General features: G+C 41.0%; 15 protein-coding genes. 3 read left to right on the forward strand and 12 right to left on the reverse strand.

Annotation, left to right across the window (positions count from 1 at the left end):
- Window position 1: 1 nt before the first annotated feature.
- Window positions 2-694: a response regulator gene (locus ACKVDP_RS03040; protein ID WP_409227331.1), complete on the reverse strand. Its 693-nt coding sequence runs from the start codon at window positions 692-694 to the stop codon at window positions 2-4.
- Window positions 695-990: 296 nt separating this feature from the next.
- On the opposite strand from ACKVDP_RS03040, the gene ACKVDP_RS03045 reads away from it, so the two are divergent.
- Window positions 991-3,690, forward strand: coding sequence for a cation-translocating P-type ATPase (locus ACKVDP_RS03045; RefSeq protein WP_409227332.1), 2,700 nt, complete (start codon window positions 991-993; stop codon window positions 3,688-3,690).
- A 51-nt stretch (window positions 3,691-3,741) separates the two neighbouring features.
- Here ACKVDP_RS03045 and ACKVDP_RS03050 read toward each other — a convergent pair whose 3' ends face one another.
- The 5 genes from ACKVDP_RS03050 to ACKVDP_RS03070 form a co-directional block, all read right to left on the reverse strand.
- Entirely contained in the window at window positions 3,742-4,947 is a 1,206-nt protein-coding gene (locus tag ACKVDP_RS03050) for a pyridoxal-phosphate-dependent aminotransferase family protein (RefSeq protein ID WP_409227333.1), read from the reverse strand.
- A gap of 163 nt (window positions 4,948-5,110) precedes the next feature.
- On the reverse strand, window positions 5,111-6,478 hold the full coding sequence (locus ACKVDP_RS03055) for an NCS1 family transporter (RefSeq protein ID WP_409227334.1): 1,368 nt from the start codon (window positions 6,476-6,478) through the stop codon (window positions 5,111-5,113).
- Window positions 6,479-6,492: 14 nt separating this feature from the next.
- Window positions 6,493-7,851, reverse strand: coding sequence for an allantoinase AllB (gene allB / locus ACKVDP_RS03060; protein ID WP_409227335.1), 1,359 nt, complete (start codon window positions 7,849-7,851; stop codon window positions 6,493-6,495).
- A gap of 211 nt (window positions 7,852-8,062) precedes the next feature.
- Window positions 8,063-9,289: an allantoate deiminase gene (allC, locus tag ACKVDP_RS03065; protein WP_409227336.1), complete on the reverse strand. Its 1,227-nt coding sequence runs from the start codon at window positions 9,287-9,289 to the stop codon at window positions 8,063-8,065.
- A 98-nt stretch (window positions 9,290-9,387) separates the two neighbouring features.
- The gene (locus tag ACKVDP_RS03070; RefSeq protein ID WP_409227337.1) at window positions 9,388-9,735 is read right to left on the reverse strand and encodes a cupin domain-containing protein; all 348 of its coding nucleotides are present in this window, start codon (window positions 9,733-9,735) and stop codon (window positions 9,388-9,390) included.
- A gap of 168 nt (window positions 9,736-9,903) precedes the next feature.
- Here ACKVDP_RS03070 and allE point away from each other — a divergent pair, with 168 nt between their 5' ends.
- Window positions 9,904-10,668, forward strand: a complete 765-nt coding sequence (gene allE / locus ACKVDP_RS03075) for a (S)-ureidoglycine aminohydrolase (protein WP_409227338.1) — start codon at window positions 9,904-9,906, stop codon at window positions 10,666-10,668.
- A gap of 37 nt (window positions 10,669-10,705) precedes the next feature.
- On the opposite strand, the gene ACKVDP_RS03080 is transcribed toward allE, so the two are convergent.
- From ACKVDP_RS03080 to fdrA, 5 genes are all read right to left on the reverse strand, one after another.
- Window positions 10,706-12,346, reverse strand: a complete 1,641-nt coding sequence (locus ACKVDP_RS03080; protein WP_409227339.1) for a PucR family transcriptional regulator — start codon at window positions 12,344-12,346, stop codon at window positions 10,706-10,708.
- Between the two features lie 65 nt (window positions 12,347-12,411).
- Window positions 12,412-13,347: a carbamate kinase gene (arcC, locus tag ACKVDP_RS03085; protein ID WP_409227340.1), complete on the reverse strand. Its 936-nt coding sequence runs from the start codon at window positions 13,345-13,347 to the stop codon at window positions 12,412-12,414.
- 15 nt (window positions 13,348-13,362) lie between these two features.
- Complete coding sequence (locus tag ACKVDP_RS03090) at window positions 13,363-14,181, reverse strand: oxamate carbamoyltransferase subunit AllH family protein (RefSeq protein ID WP_409227341.1); 819 nt, start codon at window positions 14,179-14,181, stop codon at window positions 13,363-13,365.
- Window positions 14,159-15,427, reverse strand: coding sequence for a YlbE family protein (locus ACKVDP_RS03095; protein WP_409227342.1), 1,269 nt, complete (start codon window positions 15,425-15,427; stop codon window positions 14,159-14,161). Before ACKVDP_RS03095 ends, ACKVDP_RS03090 begins: the two co-directional genes overlap by 23 nt.
- Before the next feature lie 11 nt (window positions 15,428-15,438).
- Window positions 15,439-17,106, reverse strand: a complete 1,668-nt coding sequence (gene fdrA / locus ACKVDP_RS03100; protein ID WP_409227343.1) for an acyl-CoA synthetase FdrA — start codon at window positions 17,104-17,106, stop codon at window positions 15,439-15,441.
- A 270-nt stretch (window positions 17,107-17,376) separates the two neighbouring features.
- Here fdrA and ACKVDP_RS03105 point away from each other — a divergent pair, with 270 nt between their 5' ends.
- A complete protein-coding gene (locus ACKVDP_RS03105; RefSeq protein ID WP_409227344.1) occupies window positions 17,377-18,975 on the forward strand; it encodes an L-lactate permease in 1,599 nt (532 codons plus the stop codon).
- A gap of 47 nt (window positions 18,976-19,022) precedes the next feature.
- Here ACKVDP_RS03105 and ACKVDP_RS03110 read toward each other — a convergent pair whose 3' ends face one another.
- Window positions 19,023-20,705: a peptidoglycan DD-metalloendopeptidase family protein gene (locus ACKVDP_RS03110; protein ID WP_409227373.1), complete on the reverse strand. Its 1,683-nt coding sequence runs from the start codon at window positions 20,703-20,705 to the stop codon at window positions 19,023-19,025.
- Window positions 20,706-20,871 lie beyond the last annotated feature (166 nt).

The following is a 20,871-nucleotide window of genomic DNA, read 5'->3' on the forward strand; positions in this document are numbered from 1 at the left end:
ATCAGACCCTCCTGAAATAGTATCCAACGCCTCGTTTGGTCAGTATATACTTGAACTCACCTGAGTCGTCTTCAATTTTTTCTCTTAACCTTCGCACTGTAACATCCACCGTTCTGATGTCTCCGTAGTATTCATAGCCCCACACCTTCTCAAGAAGCTGCTCTCTTGTAAATACCTGTTCTGCACTTAGGGCAAGAAACTTCAGGAGCTCGAACTCCCTCAAGGTAAGGTCCACCACGGCGCCCTTTTTTCTTACCTCGTATTTTGTAAAGTCTATCTCCAGGTCTTCGGAGGTTATCTCAGCCGCTCCGTTTCCTGATGACAGGTCATAATCAAGTCTTCTTATGTTTGCCTTGACCCTTGCCACCAGTTCCCTCATGCTAAATGGCTTTACCATGTAATCATCCGCACCAAGTTCAAGACCAAGGACCTTATCCACCTCTTCCTCCTTTGCAGTCAGAACTATGACCGGGAATCTGAATGTTGGCCTTATTTCCTTCAATACCTGAAAGCCATCCTTCTTGGGCATCATTATATCCAAAATGAGAAGATCAGGTTGAGTAAGCTTAATTTTCTCCAGACCCTCTTCCCCGTCATATGCAACTGTAACCTGGAAGCCTTCCTTTTCCAGATTGAATTTAATTATATCCCCTATAGCTTTTTCATCATCGACCACAAGTATCTTGTTGTTCACATGAATCACACCTTTTTTTCTTTTATTTAACTAAATTATCTCCTAATCAATGAAATAAGTCAATTGCTTTGAGATATTGTGTTTCTTTTAGGTTTATCTTGATTTATGTCTGGATGAGTACTATAATCATTCCAGCAAAATGGAGTCGCTAATATGTGATAATCATCATCACGGCCTGGCCCGGTTATCACCTTCGTTGAAGAGGCAAGACTTTTGTTCATTTAACAATGGACGAAAGTCTTTGTAATTTTTTGGGTATATACTTACTGTCATAGTGAAAGGAAAGAAGGGATAGCATGGAATGGTACCAAAGGAATCCTCAGGAGTTGGCTGAAGACCTGAAGGTTAATTTATCTGCTGGAATATCCACAGAGGAAGCTACTAAAAGATTGGACGAACATGGTCAAAATGAACTTTCGGAAGAGCAGGGAAAGAGCCTGATGTCTAAGATCATCGCTCAGTTTTCTGATTTTTTGATACTTATACTTATGTCAGCGGCACTTATATCTGTTTTTGTTGGTGAAACAAAGGATGCCATAGTAATATTGTCAATTGTTATAGTAAACGCAATGCTTGGGCTGTATCAGGAAGGCAAGGCGGAAAAGGCCTTGGAGTCCCTCAAAAAGATGGCCTCTCCAACAGCAAAGGTACTTAGGGATGGAAAAACTCAAGAAATTTCTGCATCGCTGCTTGTACCAGGAGATGTTGTGATTCTTGAAACAGGTGACATAATCCCGGCGGACTTGAGGCTGATTGAAAGCTCAAACCTAAAGGTTGAGGAGGCGTCACTTACCGGGGAATCCGTCCCCTCAGAGAAAAAGGCTTCCTTTGAGCTCACTGAGGAGACTCCTCTTGGAGACAGACGAAACATGGCCTACATGAGCACCATTGTAACCTATGGTCGCGGCCAGGGAGTTGTGGTGGAAACAGGGGCGTCCACAGAGATTGGAAAGATTGCAACAATGATCCAATCAATAGACGAAGAGAGCACTCCTCTTCAGAAAAAGCTGAACCAGCTTGGAAAGATCCTTGGGATAACTGTAATTATTGTTTGTATAGCAGTATTTGGCATTGGAATGATTCAGGGCAGGGATCTTCTTGAGATGTTCATGATTGCAATAAGCTTGGCTGTTGCTGCAATTCCAGAGGGACTGCCTGCAATTGTTACAATTGTACTTGCCATCGGCATGAACAAGATGGTTGAAAGAAACGCGATTGTGAAAAAGCTTCTTGCTGTTGAAACCTTAGGGGCAACCTCAGTGATATGTACAGATAAGACTGGTACCCTTACGCAAAATGAGATGACTGTCGTAAAGCTGTTCACAAACGACAGGATTGTGGATGTTGAGGGAAGGGGCTACGAGCCAGAAGGAAGATTTCTCGTTGATGACAGGGAAATAAAGGTTGAGGAACTGAAGGGTCTGAACCTTCTTCTTACAATTTCAGCTCTTGTAAACGATGCCAAACTGGAGGAAAAGGATGACCTGTTCAAAATTCTTGGAGACCCGACTGAAGGAGCACTTCTTACCCTTGCAGAAAAGGGAGGTATCCGCTCCAAGACAATAAATGGAAAGTATCCCAGGATAAAGGAGATCCCCTTTGACTCCGAAAGGAAGATGATGACCACCTTTCATGAAATGGCCGGGAAGGATGAAATAGTTTCCTTTACCAAGGGAGCTCCAGATATCATCATAAACAGATGCAACAAAATCCTTCTTGATGGAGATGTGATAAAGCTCACCGATGATGTCAGGGAGAGACTCCAAGATCAGAACTCTGCTTTTTCCAGGGATGCACTTAGGGTTCTGGCTTTGGCCTTCAGGGAGTATCAGAAGGTTCCAGAAGAGCCTTCCACTGAAGAACATGAAAAGGATATGATATTTGTAGGTCTGACAGGGATGATTGACCCACCAAGGCCAGAGGCAAGAGATGCGATTGCAAAATGCAAGAATGCAGGCATCAATACCATTATGATAACAGGAGACTACAGAGAAACTGCATTTGCCATAGCCAAGGATCTGGGTCTTGCTGAAAAGGAAGAACAGGCAATAATGGGCAGCAAGATAGATTCCATCTCTGACCAGGAATTAAGGGAAGTTGTTAAGGAAACCAAGGTATTTGCAAGAGTTTCACCGGAGCATAAGGTAAGGATTGTAACGGCTTTAAGGGCAAATGGTGATATCGCCGCAATGACCGGAGACGGAGTCAACGATGCAATGGCCATCAAAAAGGCTGACATTGGAATAGCTATGGGAATCACAGGTACTGACGTTGCCAAGAACACTGCGGACATGATACTGACAGACGATAACTTTGCCAGCATAGTTGCTGCAGTTGAAGAGGGTAGAATTATATTCTCAAATATCAAGAAATTTGTATATTTCCTTCTGTCATGTAACATCGGAGAAATTCTGCTGGTGTTTATCAGTATCCTGCTGAATCTGCCGGTCCCCTTGCTTGCTATTCAACTCCTATGGCTAAACCTTGTTACAGACAGCTTTCCTGCATTGGCCCTTGGGGTTGAAAAGGGTGAGCCGGATATAATGAACAAGCCGCCACGGGATCCAAAGGAAGCAATTCTTGACAAGAGAATGCTCTTGGGGGTGTCCTTCCAGAGCCTTGCAGTTGCTGGGGCTTCTCTGGCAGCCTACTTGATCTCTCTTAATGTGTATGGAGTGGAAAACATTGTAGAGGTAAGAACTATAACCTTTACAACCCTGATACTTTCAGAACTGCTAAGGGCATATTCCAGCAGATCACAGAACTACACCCTGTTTAAAATAGGGTTGTTCTCTAACAGAAAGATGCTGTTTGCCACAGCAGGGGCCTTCCTGCTGCTGATGGCTGTCCTGTATTTACCATTTATGAACAACATTTTCTACACCTTCCCACTTGATGGTGGGGATTGGAAAATCGTTCTCAGCTTTGCATTCATTCCCCTGATAGTTGGAGAGCTATCCAAGATAGTGTTTCCTCTAATCTTGAAGGAGGAGTAGCTTAAAATCACAAACCCGGATCATATCAATTGATCCGGGCTTTTTGTTTGATTATTTATACATGTCAAGAGCTGCTTGAAGAGCCTCTCCTTTGTTGACCTTAACTCCTTTTCGGATTAGCATTGCCTCCATGGCCGAAAGGACTCTCAAAACATTTTCCTTCCTGCAGCTGTATCCCATTGTTCCAATTCTCCATATCTTTCCTGTCAATGGTCCGAATGCTGATGCAACCTCAACTCCAAAGTGATTGATCATATCCAGTTTTACTTCAGATTCAACAACCCCTTCAGGTACTTCAACACAGGTTACTGTTGGAACCTTGTCAAACTCCTGGCCGAATATTTTAAGACCCATTGCTTCAAGTCCAGCAACCAATGCCTTCTCATGAAGTTTATGTCTTTCAATTCTAGCTTCAAGACCTTCCTCCTTGATGATCCTTAATCCTTCTCTTACTGCATATAGCATCGAAGTTGCTTCTGTATGGTGATTAAGTCTTTTTGGTGACCAATACTCCTGAATCTGACTCAAATCCAGATAATTTGTCGAAATCATCCTATCGTTACGAGCTTCCTTATCAAGGCCCTGTTCAACCTTTCTTCTCTCTGCAAGAATCTGTTCCACCCTTTCGTTGTAGGTCAATGGCGCTAAACCTGTTGGTACTGAGAGACACTTCTGAGTTCCAGAAACCACTGCATCAACTTTCCACTCATCTGTCTTGAATTCTGTACCTGTGAGAGTAGCCACAGCATCAACAACCAAGAGTATATCCTTGTCTCTGCAGTAGTGTCCTAACTCTTTCAGTGGCTGCATCCTACCGGTTGAAGTCTCTCCATGTACTATGGCTACAACCTTCGGTTCAAATTCATCAATTTCCTTTTTGAGTTCCTCAAATGAGTAAGTGGTTCCCCACTCAATCTCTGTGGTGTGTACGTTTCCACCTGCCCTCTTGGCAATTTCAGATAGAAGATGGCCAAATCTACCGAATATTGGGACATAAACCTTATCTCCCTTTTCAACTATTCCAGATAGTACAGCTTCAATTCCCGCTCTTGCAGTTCCATCCACTACAAAGGCTTGTCTATTTTCCGTTTGGAAGGCGTATCTCAATAAGTCTTGAACCTCGTCCATTATATGAAGAAATGCAGGGTCATACTGCCCCAGTATTGGAGAACTCATCGCTCTAAGTACTCTTGGCTCCGCCTCAACCGGACCTGGTGTCATTATAGTTCTTTGTGGTATTACTAGTTCCTTGTACATAAAATACCTCCTTAATAATTTAACTATCCCATATTACTATTTTCCTACATTTTCTCTTATATTTAACTATCAAATAGTGATAAAGAATATATGTTTTTATGGTATTTTATGATAATTCGTAATAAAAATAAGCCCGCCATCAAGAATGATGACAGGCACTTTGTTAACTCTCAAATATGGTTCCTTTTCTAAATGATGCCGCTTTATCCCAGTTTTTCATTAAGTAGTAGTATATCAACCCGGTTGGGATAAGACTTGCGTACCAAGAAACCTGAACAAAGAAGAGCGATATTATTGATCCAACTGCAATAGCAGCTACTCCTGCCCAGTTGATTCCCTTAAACGGTCCTTCCATGTCATAGTAATCATTTAAATCCAACTTCTTCTTTCTAAGTAGGAAATAGTCAACTATAAGCACTGAAAAAATCGGTCCCAGGAAAGCTGAGTAAATCTGGACAAACAATGACAAGCCAGCTGCAGACTCCTCTCTTACCAAAAGCCAAGGAAAAGACATTATTGACAACATTCCCACTATCACAACAGCCTTCTTGTATGATATTTTAAATGAATTCATAAGGACATATACTGGTGGAACTATATTGTTCAAAACGTTCGTGGTAACCTGTGCAAATGCCACAAACACAAGGGTAATTACTGTCAGGAACTGATTGTCAATTGCCGTTGAAAATACCACGACAGGGTCATTGCTACCAGTAGCTCCTGAAACCATAAGTCCAATTAGACCCATGAACAAGGTAGCAGGGAGTATGGCGAACATATAGATCATACCTGTTGTGGAGGGTCTTGATTTCTTCACCAGCTCTCTTGAATAGTCAGATGCATTTAATATCATAGTGGCATAAATCCCAAGGAATGCCGTTGTACCACCCCAGAAGGGAAGTCCCCAGGTTCCTTCTATATTGGTTATTGTAGCGGCAACCTCAACACCGTATTTTGTGTAGACTGTATAGAACATGTATCCAAGAGCGCCTATAATGAATACTACCGCTATGTTTTCCAGCCATTTTATGCCGTGGAATCCATTGATTGCCAAAACTACTTGAAGTGCAGTAAATAGAACAAATATCACCGGTAAGTTATCAAATCCTGTCAAGGTTCTTAAAGTTATGTTTAGCGCCCCTGCACCAACCCAACTCTGAAATCCAAACCACACTATTGCAGGTATCCCTCTTAGTAATCCCGGAAGCTGAACACCTAGGGAGCCGAATGAACTTCTTGCCTGAATTGTAAAGGGGATTCCGTATTTATGGCCAGCAGCACCCGCAAGAACCAAGGCTATTGCTATTACTCCACAGCCTATGGCCATTGCCACTATAGCTTGTGTCAAATTTAAAATTCCTATTAAGCTTGCTCCCATTGAAAATGTTCCAATGGAAACGCATCCACCCATAAATGCTGCGAAGTAAGAAAGTTTGTCCATGATCCTTTCTTTTGTTGGCAACAGTTCAGGACTAACATCCTTCATCAAACTCTCATCTACGTTTTTCATTTCATACTCCATGGTTGTCATAATTTCGCCTCCGTTCACTTTATTTTCTTAACAAGCTCACCAAATCCCTTGTCAGCTACTACTTCATTATCCCTCGCTACTAAATTCCCTCTGACAAATGTCATGATAGGCAATCCTTTTCCTTTCAATCCTACAAAAGCTGATATTTTATTCACATACTTCAATGAATCTGATGTTATTTCCCACTCCATATCCGGATCTAAAACAACCAAATCTGCATCGAAACCAACCTCTATAGCACCCTTCTTCCCATATAGCTGAAAAGCTTTAGCCGGACCTTCACTTAGACTCCTGGCTAGAATTGTTGGTGAATAACCTCTTTTAACGACTCCTTCGCTAAATGAGACCTGAAAAACATTCTGGATACCGCTAATCCCACCCCATGCACCAAAAATTCCATGCTCATCTTCCGACTTTTCTTCCAATGCACAAGGAGAATGATCAGAGCTTACGCAACTAAGAGTTCCATCCTCAACATATTCCCACATCTTTTCTACGGCTTCCATTTCCCTAAGTGGGGGTGCACACTTAAAAAGACTTCCATTGGCGATTACATCTTCTCTGCTGAATGTAAGATAGTGGGAACAGGTTTCTCCAATTATGTCTATTCCCTCTTGCTTTGCTTTTCTTATCTCCTCTGCAACTTCCGGATGACTAACATGACATATATGAACTTTAGTTCCAGTTTCTCTTGCAAGTTCGATTATATTCTTCGTAGCAATGACTTCTGCAATTAACGGGCGTGAGTTAAGGAAATCCTCCCAGCTTATGTTCGCTTTTCTCTGGGCTCTTGCCTCTTCCCATTTAATTATGGAATAGTCTTCACAGTGAAAGCCTGCTCTTGCATCAACGGTTTTTAGTATTTCTAGCGCTTCCCTTACCTGACCAATTGTAAGCGATACGTAGTCTGGAGAAACAGGACCTATAAAGGACTTGAATGCAACACATCCCTTTTCATCCAACTCTATTAACTTATCAAGATTATAATCCACCAGTCCTCCCCAAAAGCAGTAATCTACGTATGCATTTTTTGATACCTTGTTTATTTTTGCATCGAAAATTTTTCCATCAGTCAATGCAGGCTCATTTTGCAACGGCATATCCACTACTGTTGTTATACCTCCTACAGCAGCAGCTGCTGTTCCGTGTTCATAATCTTCTCGCCAGTTGTATCCAGGATCATTAAGATGTGCATGAGTGTCAATAGCACCGGGAAATACTAACTTTCCTCCAACATCAACCGTTTCATTTGCTTGTACTTCTTCAGATAATGATGTGATGGCAGCTATCCTACCGTCCTTGACACAAATATTACCTTCATAAATCCTTTCTGGTGTCACAATTTTTCCATTCTTAAGTACCAGATCAAACATATTTTCCCTCTTTTCCTGTGGATTTTAGTTCTTCTCTTACTTTAAAGGTCATGAGCACTCATTCTGAAACCGTTTTCAACAATTGTTTGATTGTTATATAAATAACGAATCATGATTCAATTATACTAGCTCAACAAGTTTTTATCTTGTCTAGTGTTGCTAAGATATTCATTTATCATTTATCTACTTTATGTAATACTTGCTTACTGGCCTAATAAGCAAGTTTGTATAAGGTCTCAATCAATATTTTTACTCCCTCAACCAGATCACTTAGTTCAGTATACTCTTCTGGATTATGGCTTATTCCTTTATGGCTTGGCACAAATATCAATGCTGTAGGGACTTTAAGAGCCATAACTTGAGCATCGTGGCCAGCTCCACTGTGCATCATCCTGAAATTCATTCCCTTCTCTTCACACTGATTGCGTATTACCTCAACCAGATTTTTATCCATTTGTACCGGTTCACCATCCATATATTTCTCAACTTCAAGTTCCAAATTCATCTCTTTTGAAATCCTTTTCATCATGGCCATGATTTCATCTATATATTTCCCCATGATATTCTTGTCTATATGTCTAATGTCCAATGTAAAAGTCGCTTTCCCTGGTACAACGTTTGAAGTGTTTGGAACAAGCTCCAATTTCCCAGCAGTTGCCACCAAAGGATCTCCAAACTCTCTAGCCTTATCCATTATTTCGCAAATCATTCTGGCTGCTCCGTTTAGAGAATCTCTTCTATAGCCCATAGGTGTTGTTCCTGCGTGATTTGCTTCTCCACTTACTGTTACAATATACCTGTTCTGACCTACTATATGGTGTACCACACCGATGGATTTTTTTTCAATCTCAAGGACCCCACCTTGTTCAACATGAAGCTCAATAAATGCTTCAATATTCTTCTCATCACTTTTTTTCTTAAAGTCAAATCCTGCCTTTTTCAGTGCTTCCTTGAAACTAATACCATTTGCATCATGAATTTCAGACATTTCTTCTTCACTTACAGTTCCGACAATATTCTTTGATCCCCAGAATGTAAATGGAAACCTGCTACCCTCCTCTTCAGCCATGGATACAACCTCCAATGTCTTCTTGGGAGTGCCGTACTTGGTTTTTAGATATTCCAAAGCCATCATACCCGCAATTATCCCATATTGACCATCAAGCTTACCACCTGATACAACTGTGTCTATATGAGATCCAGTAAGGATTATGGAGTCAATCTGATTTCCTTCTAGTCTTCCATATAGGTTACCCGATACATCGTAATAGGTTTGAAGACCTTTCTCAGAAAATTTCCCCCTTAACCAATTTTGTGCGGCTATCCAGCTATTGTCAAATAGAAGCCTGGTTATCCCCTTGCCATCGGCACCACCATATTCAGATAGATCTTCTATCAAAGTCTCCAACTCTTTTGAATTAAAGCTGTCTATTACCATCTAATCACTTCCTTCAAGATTAACATTCTATAATTATCGTTAAGTGTATATCAATCAAGTTTTTTCGTTTTTATCTTGATTTGATAAATATTCCAGATTTAACTATACAAGATTAACATTACATACTCAAGTGATTCCCCTCCATAGGCTTCTATTGAATGAGAGTCACCATCTCTGCAGATTGCAAGATCTCCTGGTTCCAAAATTGATTCTTCTCCGTTATCATTGTAGAGGGCTTTCCCCTTAAGTATAAAGTATGCTTCCTGGTCTCCCTCATGAGTATGATAGCCTATTGAATTCCCAGGTTCGATTATTGACTTCCCATATAACCTTCCTTTCCCTAAAAAATCCATTTCTTCAAAGAAATTTACAACTGTCACATAACCTTTGCCGCCTTTTAATCCCACGATTTTTTCAATCTTGAACTCATTTGATTGTCGTATCATAATTTATAACCTCCTTGTACTTATATTGTAACTATATTGCAGCTATAACAACTGACAAAGACTGTAGTTTTTTTTTATCCTGTATTGCTAATGGATTTGTATCTGATAAGATTGATAATATAGATGTAGTGAGATAAATATCAATAAATTCATGAAGGGAGTTTAGAAATGGGTTATAGAAATGATTTACTTAGCAGCAGAGCAATAATAAACCATGGCAGTTTTGCCCTTATCCCACCTGATGGGCTGGTTAACAATGTTATACCACATTTTGAAGATGCCAGGATAAGTGTAATAGCTTCACCAAAGCTTGGTGCTAGCTTTGTAGAATACCTTGTGGATTTTAATCCTGGTGGAGGTAACAGAAAAGGATTTGGTGGTGATGGCATCGAAACCTTTGTATATGTAATCTCCGGTAAGCTTCAGGTTAAAGTTGATGAAGACACATATGATCTTGAGGAGCAGGGATTTCTTTACTGTCCGCCCAGCAAGAGCATGATCATGACTAACGTTTGTGATGAGAACACGAAACTGGTTCTATACAAACAAAGATACATCCCTGCTGAAGGAGTTGGCGAGCCTTGGCTTGTATGCGACAATGTAAAAAATCTTACAGTGAACCTCTATGAGGACATGAAGGATGTCACATTGGTAGATTTTCTACCTACCAGTGTGGAATTTGATATGAACTTCCATATACTTACTTTCCAACCAGGAGGTTCCCACCCCTACATTGAAACCCATGTTCAAGAACACGGAGCATACCTCCTGTCCGGTGAAGGCATGTATAACTTGGATAACGATTGGATTTCTGTTAAAAAGGGAGATTTTATATGGATGGGACCATTTGTTCATCAAGCTACCTATTCGGTTGGTTACGAACCCTTGTCTTATGTATATTCCAAGGATTGTAACAGAGATCCTGAAATTTAAAAATAATCCTGGTTTCCATTTTGAAACCAGGATTATTTTAGCCAATTATTTTCATGATTTTTAAACCTACTTCGATTTCAAGCATTTTATCCCTATCCTCGATATCAAGACCAGTAAGTTCCTTTATCCGGTTTAAACGATAAAGGACAGTCTTATAATGAACATAAAGCTCCTCTGCTGTTTTTACTGCGTTCAGATTGCATTTTAGGTACATTTCAAATGTATCCATCAGTTCATTGTTTTTGTCCTTGTCATAGCTCTTAAGCTTTCTCAGACTTTCTGGTATAAAACCCTCCAAAGCATCTCGGTCCTCAAAGCTGCACAACATCCTATAGATCCCCAATTCTTCGAATACACTTGTTGAATCTTCACCGAAAATTCTCTTGCCGAAAATTGCTGCATCTTTGGACTCACTGTAGCTTCTTCCCATGTCTTCAACCGATTCGGCTACGCTTCCAATGCCCATGGTTACTGAAACCTCCCCAAATCTTTTCTTTGCGGTTTCCCTGACTTCCTCGCCAAATATCTTGAAATTTTTTATAGAGTTCTGTGTGCTATCATTTTCAACCACCGGCCAAAATACAATTAGTTCTTCACCTTTTATCAGTGAAATATGTCCCGTGGTGTGGTGGTATGCGATCCTATCTATAATCGTTTTTACTATATTTCTTGACTCAAGAGACCATTCGGCATTGTTCTCCAGTTTTCCCTTGTTCTTCCAGCTTATGTTATAAAGACCTAGAAGATATTTTTTCTTCAGATCCCAACCAAGAATCTGTCCTCTATCATAGATGCTCTGAATGGAATCATAGTTTCCGCTTATGAGATCATCCATAAGGTCACCTTTATACCTAAGCTTTGCTTCATTTACAGCCGTTTCCTTGAGGATCTCCAGCCTAAGGGTATTGGCCGCGCTTTCAAGGGCTATAAAGTCCATTTTACTCATATCCCTGGTTACTTCAAGTATCCCAAGATAAGCTTGAACTCTGTTTACAACTTCAATGGGTTCCATGGTCAGGTGATACTCATCTCTATCAAAATTGATATCTAGCCCATAGATTGGGTATCCTTCATAAATCATTTTTCTCATTTTCTTCTCAGAAACATTCAGTTCCGAAAAATGTTCATTACTGTAAGCAAGAATCCTCATTTCACTATCAAAAATAATTACCGGATTTTCCACCATCTCATCAAGGGTTTTGGCAATGGATTCAACCCCCTTCATTTCCAGGGACAGTTTGTTGAACTTATCGTGGCATTCCTTGTAGTAGTTCAGCTTGTATACCTGCTCATTGAACAGCAAACCCATCACAGGATATAGAATATCTATGTATTTGACATCCTTGCTTATTGAAATAACTGGAAAGTTCAAATCCCTACCTGTTTCAACAATTTCACTGGGTACTATCGGTACCATGTCTGAAACCTTTATTATAATCCCCGCCGCACCATTTCTTGCCACATCTTCAACAAGCTTTCTCTGTGCCTGGATATCCATTTCTATTGAGTAGAAACTTGTAAGGAGAAGTTCTCCTCCCTTTATCCAATTGGCAATATCCGGTCTTTCAACAATGGTTATACCTTCCACTTCAGTTCTATCGATTATCTCTTTTCCTGATACCAGCTTTGAATTCTCAAAGCATGACATTTTGAGTATGTCTTTTAAAAAGATTCCCATTTGGTTCCCTCTCAATCCTATCCTAATTTTAATGCAGACAGGCCCTCCATGAAGGAGGGCTTTTGTTAGCTTGAAATTATTCTGGTTCCTGTATCACCATGGATGGCAGCCTTGGCACTCTCCAATGATGTGATGATTGATTTCCTTTCTGGATGGGATTTGACAAAGTCCACTGCAGCCATTACCTTTGGAAGCATGCTACCTGGGGCGAAATGTCCTTCTACTATAAACTGTTCAGCTTCTTTAACAGTCATTGAACGTAATTCCCTCTGGCTTGGTTTGCCAAAATCCAGAGCTATTGTTTCAACAGCGGTTAATATGAATAATATGTCACAGTCCAGCATCTCTGCAAGCTTTTCACTTGCCAGGTCCTTATCGATCACTGCCGCTACGCCCTTAAGCCTTCCATCCTCCTTCAGGGTAGGTATTCCTCCTCCCCCAACTGCAATTACAACGTGTCCCTTGTCCACCATATCTCTTATCATGTCTATTTCAACTATGTCAACAGGCTTTGGTGATGGAACCACTCTCCTGTATCCCCTTCCAGAATCCTCAACCATTGTATATCCTTTTTCGATCTCCAATGTTTTTGCTTCTTTTTCTGTATAAAATCCTCCAATGGGCTTGGAAGGATTCTCAAAGGCCATATCATGTCGGTCCACTACTACCTGGGTTACTATTGTGCCTACTGATTTCTCAATACTTCTTTTCGTGAGCTCATTTTTTATTGCATTCTGAAGGTGATATCCTATATACCCCTCGCTCATTGCTCCACATTCAGGAAATGGCATTTCTGGAACCTTGCTGTCAGTAAGGTTAGCCGTCTCAAAAGATAAGTTAATCATTCCAACTTGTGGCCCGTTTCCATGTGCCACAACTACTGTGTGTCCTTCCTCAATCAGATCAACAATTGGCCTGGCTGTTTTTCCTACCAGTTCAAGTTGCTCCTTCGGATTGTTTCCAAGTGCATTTCCACCTAAGGCTATCATAACTTTACTCATACTGACCACTCCCATTCATATTGTTCTAAATCCCAGCAGACTTGCATATCCTGACATAATCCCTATAAATGTATCAACTCCTGATGTCCCACCATATTTTATCACATTAAGGTAGGACTTTTCATCAAAAATATTATTCTGAATGGAATTCACTAGACTTATAATATTTTGGCTAAAGGATCCCTTGACTGCTTTAGTCAAAAAGTCATGGGATATGTCGGTTGTTGGCTTTACATCTTCATCAAATAGAAGCTCCTCGATTCTATGTCTAAAGGCCTCATCCGCGCAATTAGCTCTGAGAACCGCATAAAAGCCAACAATAAAGTCATCCCATGCTGGGGTAAGTCCCTTGCCTCTTCCTACAATGGACCCTATATCAACTGCACCTGCTCCATTTATCATATCCCACAATATTTTGTCCTCTTCTGAAAGATTGGATAATCTCCTGGTCTTAAGGATTTTTTCAATTTCCTCAATTTCAAGCCCCAATCCATTTTCAAGATTATCATGCAGAAATCTTTTCATATAAACATCAAATATTCTTCCATCTGGATATTTACCATAGGTATCAATGTATGAGGAGTATACTCTTGATTCCAAAATGACGAACTTCCTTTTCTCCAATGAGAACTCCCGAAAATTATCCCTGCTTAAAATAATCCCCAAAGGTGGGAGAACCTCTTCGTTCATTGTAACAACCATCAATCCCTGGTCCGTAATGTAATTTATAGTATTTTCGAACTGGCTATGGATTCTGATTCTGTTGGGTCTTTCGAGGAGAGGTATAACATCTCCATCTATTGCAAGTGGATTAATTGTCTTCTTCTGAAGCATACTTCTCCACCAGTCCTTCTAGAGCCTTGGTAAAGCAATCATATGGAGCCCTTACAGTTCCAGCGCCAATCTGACCCACACCTGCTTTCTTATGGGCGATGCCTGTATTTATCAATGGAGTTATTCCAGTTTCAACTACTTTTCTGACATCAATACCCACAAGTGCTCCTTTGAAATCCCATGTGGGAATTGCAAGGTTCTGATTGTGTCCAGCTGAGATTTCCTCCATCTCATCACTGATTTCCATGGCGGCTCCCATTCCGTCGGCACCAACAAACCTGGTCACTCCAGGTGCGGCGATCATTGCCATCCCACCTACTCCAAAAGTTTCAGTGATTGCACTGTCTCCCATATCCAGATTCGCATCCTCTTGTGTATATCCTGTAAAGAACAATCCTTTTGGCATATTAACCGGCGCCGTAAACCACTTATCTCCAAGTCCGGATACCTTTATGGCAAACTCATTTCCGTTTCTGGTCATTGCCGTAACTATAGTTCCTTCCCCTATGGATTTTGCAGCATCCATAACAGACTTGCAATATGCCATGGCTATGTTAAGAAAGAACTGGTCTGTATCAGCCAGGAATTTTGATACCTCCCTAAGTTCTCTGTGTGAAATTTCCGCCTCCAGTAAATATGGCATAATATCCTTCATAAACAAGGCAGAAGCCGCTATGTTTCTCTGATGGAACTCATCACCCATGGTAATGGCCTTTGAAACTATTACACCCAGGTTCATACCTTGCTCCATCTTCCCAAGTGCCTTTGATAAGGAGGGTCCCAGCACATCCTTGATCCAATGAAGTCTGTTCACAACCTCTTCTCCATATGCTCCGAATCTAAGCACCTTGCCTATTCCTTCATTGAGGGTACAGTAGGCTCTATTTCCATGCTCCCGATTTTCAACAACAAGCACTGGCATGCTCCCAGAAGTGATTCCCCCCATGGGTCCCACTGCATCAACATCATGGCAGGGTATAAAGGTGACGCTGCCTTCTGATAGTAGTTTCTCAGCCTCTTCCCTGGATGAGGCCCATCCTTCGAATATTGCTGCGCCGTAGCAGGACCCCTGCATAGGCTCCGTCATATCTTCCCATTTAATTGGTGGCCCTGCATGCAGCAAACTTTTCCCATCAAGTTCTTTGATAACTGACTTTGCAGGTACGACATCAACCAGAAATGGTTGCGCTTCCGTTATTTTGGCTACTACTGCTTCATTTGCCTGGTCAAGATTCTTATAGATCATTTATATACCCCCTATATATTTTCTAATTTCTGGAGCATTCTTTGCAGGTCCTTATTCCCACCTGCTGTTGGTGTCCAGTTGTATTGCACAAGGTTTACATCCAGCTCATATAAAGTCTTTCCAAAACTCTCCAACCCGACATTTATTACTCTTAGGTCTTCTCCCAGCAAGCCAGAGTAACTCTCTTCATGCTTCCAATCTCCATCTAGATACTCCATTATCTCATGTGCAAGCTTGGCACATTGAGCATTGGTGCTCATAACCGTTACTCCAGCCTTCTCCAACTCCTCAACCTGCTTGGAATATACCTGGACATCGTCCTCTGTCCCGCATACTGAAGCAATAAAAATTATATCTCTCCCATTCTTTCTCTTATATTCCAATACTTCCTTTATGTGTGGCCCCAATGACCCTGCCATATCCGTACTTGAACCATAACCGATTACATTATCAAAGATCACCACCGCTACTTCCCCGTTATCTTTGAGCCCTTTGATTGCATCAATTCTTGTCCCTGGGTCTATCATTGGATGGGGTCTGCCTTTTGTATACTCATCATCGCCAAAATCAATTATTTTACATCCTGGCTTGTTAATATGTTTCTTAAGTATAAGCTTTGCTTCACCTGCCAAGGTGCCTCCACCATAGTATCCATGAACGGATTTTTGCCTCTGGTTTAGCCTGATAAGGTCTAGTCTTTCTTCAAGCTCCTTCACCCTCCCTTTATAGACGCTCTTTTTTCTGGAGAGGTAGAATGCCAGATTTGCAGTATCTTCAAGAGTGGCAGCATAATGGAGATTATCTTCCGGTCCCTTCTCCTCTTCCCCGAGAAAAAGTGCAACCGCTGTTTTTCCAATCACCTTTAACTTTTCCACTATTGAGTTCTTTACGGCTTCTGCTGGAGGCTTTGAAATGAAAACAATGACTTCAGTACCCTTATCATTAGCCAGATAATCAAGAGCAATTTTAGCAGAGATTCCTCCAATTTCTTCAGACAAATCTCGCCCACCTATGCCCATAGCATGTGAAATGCCTCCTCCCAATCTGCTGATTATGCTGCTGACCTCTTGAATGCCGGTTCCGGATGCTCCGACAATTCCTATATTCCCTTTATTGACAACATTTGCAAAGGCAAGCGGGACTCCAGAAATAATCCCTGTACCACAATCAGGTCCCATAACTATCAATCCCTTGTCCCTTGCAAGTTCCTTCAATTCCTTTTCTTCACAAAAGTCCATATTGTCGCTGAAAATGAAAAGATTCATGTTTTCATTCAGCAGCTTTTTCCCTTCATCAAACACATATTCTCCAGGAATGGACACAAGTGCCAGATTAGGATCTTCAATCTTCTTTAATGCTCCCTTTAAACTCTTTGCCTTTTTAAGCTGGGTGGCGCTTGACTTGGATGATAGATCGGATATGAATTCTTCCAGTTTTTCACTGATGGATTTGAGCATATCAGGCGAGTCTGTATCAACAGATATGCAGATATCATTGGGATTGGCTAAGTCAAACTCTGCGGAGTACATTCCTGTATTCCTGAATATATCCTTGTTTGCAGGAGTCCCCATCATTATTGATACCTTGCGCACCCCTTCCATCTCAGTTAGCTTTGTGCTTAAAAGCATCAAATTTACTGAGTCCTGATATGTATTTCTTTTTACAAGTCCTGATATCATACTACCATTCCTCCCATTTATTCAGTTCAATACAACTATAACCCGTACCCTCAAGGATTGCTTATTTAACTCAATGTAAATTTTATCACCTTTCAATTGAATAAACCTTATCAGATTATGATAAGGTTTATTGGTTTTTTTTCTTTGTTTGGATAGTTTGTATATCACATGAGGATAATTTATTGGATATTCATTAGCAAATATTTTCATTGTATGTAATTTGGATAAATTGTATGATGAGTATGACAATTACATTTTGGAGGTATACATATGAACTTGGAATTTAATTTTCTATTATGGCTTATGGCAGCCTTACCCATACTACTGCTGCTTCTCTTTATGGTTGGATTAAAATTGTCAGCTCTCAAGGCTGCTCCCGTTTCACTTCTGGTTACCCTTTTTACTGCAATATTCATTTTCAAGGCTACTCCCCAGCTGATACTTGTTGAATCAGGCAAGGCTCTTTGGAGTTCAGTAAGCATAATTTCAGTGGTGATCACTGCCATATTGCTATATGAGACAAGCAGAGAAGCCAAGGCCTTTGATACACTCAATCAGGCCTTTGTAGATGCCGCTCCCAATGAGCTTCTAAGGATTATTCTTATTGGTGTTGTATTTTCAAGCTTTCTCCAAGGTGTAACAGGTTTCGGAGTTCCCATACTGGTAACAGCTCCTCTGCTCATTGGAATTGGGGTTGCACCTATCTGGGCAGTTGTGATTCCTCTTATAGGGCATTGTTGGGCAGGTACCTTTGGCACTCTTGCACTTGCTTGGCACGCGTTGATTCTGCAGACCGACCTTAGCTCTACAGTATGGGCTGCATTTTACGCTTCATTACTCCTTTCAGTTCTGAACATTTCATCAGGCTTTACGATCGCTTGGTTCTACGGTGGTATTAAAGCAATTGGCAAAGGCTTCATTGCTATTCTAGCGGTGTCCATTACACAGGGCTTTGGACAAATCCTTATGACACAGCTCAATCCCGATCTTGGGGTATTTGTTCCAAGTGCCGCTTCAGCAGGTGTTTTGCTTTTGGTTTCAAGAATGAAAATTTACAGAGATAGCTGGTCAGTTATTGATAGTAAAATAATGGAATTCTCAAAAGCTGAAAAGTATGATGATGCAGAACATGATATGAGTGTGTTCCAGGCATTTTTCCCATATGTTGCCATGACTGTCATAACCCTTTCCATTTTGCTTATATTACCACTGAATGAATTTTTTGGATCCTTAGCTTATGGACCAAGCTTTCCAGCTTCCTCCACAGGTCTGGGAGTCCAGAATGCTTCAGTTGATATGTATGCACCAGTTAAACCCTTTACACATGCTTCCTTCTTCTTGGCCTTATCTGCACTAATGGGATATGGGTTTTATCTGAGGAGATCCTTTGTAAGAAAGGGCAGCCTTTCATTGGTTGTCACAAGGACTCTTAGAAAGGCTCTTCCTTCAAGCATAGCAATACTATCACTTATGGGCATCTCACGATTGATGACCGGCTCAGGTCAAACAGAGATCCTATCCTATGGTGTGGCTTCATTGTTCGGCAATCTCTACTCTGGAATCAGTCCATTTGTGGGTCTTATCGGAGCCTTTATCACAAGCAGCAACATGTCCTCGAATATACTTTTTGGTGGATTTCAATACTCTCTATCGGAAATCCTTCAGGTAGATAGCTTCCTTCTTCTTGGTGCCCAGACTGCCGGTGGAAGCATTGGCACCTCCATAGCTCCCAGCAATGTTGTCCTAGGAGCAACAACTGCAGGTATACTTGGCAAGGAAGGCGACATCCTACGTAAAATTCTTCCCTTTGTAATTTCAGTTACGGCTCTTTTCGGAGCAATAACACTTGCATGGACACTATATCTCTAAAATGGCACAAAAAAAGGAAGAGTGGAGTTTCCACGCTTCCTTGATTTCTATTTATATATATGTCTGCTTGGGTTCTGGTGAGATCCATTTAAAAGAACCTCAAAATGCAGGTGCGGACCTGTTGATCTACCTGTGCTACCCATTGCAGCTATGTGCTGACCTCTGTAAACTCTGTCTCCTGACTTAACATACATCTTGCTTAAATGTGCGTATCTAGTTACATACCCATTTTCATGGTTTATCTCAATCATATATCCATAGCTTCCCTTGTAACCTGCAAAGGTAACCCTGCCTCCGTCGGCTGCAAATACCTTTGTTCCTGTGCTGTTTGCAAGGTCGATTCCCCTGTGCATACTACCATTTCTCATTCCATAGGGAGAAGATAGTCTACCACTGGTTGGAACCATAAAGGACCCTGTGGCTGCCGTCTTTGGCAATTCCTTTGTACCTTGTCTTATAACCTCTGTTACAGGTTCGACTATTACTTTCTCGCTTATAATTTCCTTCTCATCAACAATTCCATTCAATTTCGTAACATTTGCAACTATCTCTGATTTTCCTTTTTCACCCTTGGTGATTATCTTCTTCTGATTCTTATACATTGAATCATCTGTCTCTATTTTCGTCTCATAATTCGTATCTTCAGTATAATGTACCTGCTCAACGGTTCTAACTGTAAGAAGAGGTGTAGGTACAAACAGATTTACCTCATCTCCTGGCTTAAGTGCCTGTGAATCCTGATCTGGGTTTGCGGTTAGCAGCTCCTCAACCGTAGTGTCATACATTCTTGCTATAATCCAGTAGCTCTCTCCAACCTCTACTATGTGCGTCCTCATTTCCTCTTTACCTTCCCTGATTCTAGCCACTGTTTCATCAGGGTCTGCAAGCTTGTTGAAACTTGTCTCCACTTTTATTACCTCTATATCCTCTGTAAAGTCAACTTCCTTGATATCTGCGTCATTGTCCACAACCGGTGCATTTACTTGAGCCTTAACCTCTTCCTGAGCTTTTCCGTCAATTGTAAGATTGATTACATCTCCTGGCTTTAGTCTTGAAGGATTAACTCCAGGATTAGCTTCCTCAAGAGCTGTTGCGGTTAAATTGTATTGCCTGGCTATTGTCCAGTAATTGTCGCCATCCTCTACAGTGTGGGTTTTTGGAGCAGATATCTCCTCAACCTGACCCCCTGTAGCCTCTGTATCCTGTTCTTGTGCAAGCTGTGGAAGGTATGATGATTTTACTGTATCCAGTATATACTCCACTTCCTGCCCCGACTTGAAGATTCCAAAACTTTCTCCGTCTACGATCAGCTCAAATCCAGCAACGCTTACATTTATGTTATCTTTTATATTTGATTTAATTTCATTTGCCGTTGACAAAGCCTCGTCCTTGGCGTTTGTTTCCTTAAAATCAAGCTCTTTGTCAAGTACAACTCCCATGTCATATGTACTCTTGAGACTTTCCTTTAGTTCTCCATAAACCTCCAGCGCTTCCTCTTCTGTCCTTACAACTCCTATGTGCTCATCTCCCAGATAAACATCAAATGCCTTGGTTCTTGTGTCATTTACCGAGTAGCTGACAAAGCTTACCCCCACAACTGCCACCGCTGTCATCACTGCCAGAAATCTTCTGAACCTGTTGTTGTTAAGGTTCCATTTTTTATTATTCCCTATTATGTCAATTTTAGTTTTACTCTTTATAAAGTCAAATATTGAGGAATCAAACTTCATCAATAAATCGCCTCCAAGCTGCGCCCTCCATTTGGGCTATTATTTGAATCCAATATAGTTACAGAATTTGTAACCGTTTTGTAACATTAACATAAACATTATACCAATTAGGGCCCACAAATACAACCTGCTTGGAACAATTTCGCTGTACAGCGCTAATGAAAGT

It is taken from the genome of Gudongella ferriphila (assembly GCF_046224405.1).
Lineage (GTDB): Bacteria > Bacillota > Clostridia > Tissierellales > Tissierellaceae > Gudongella.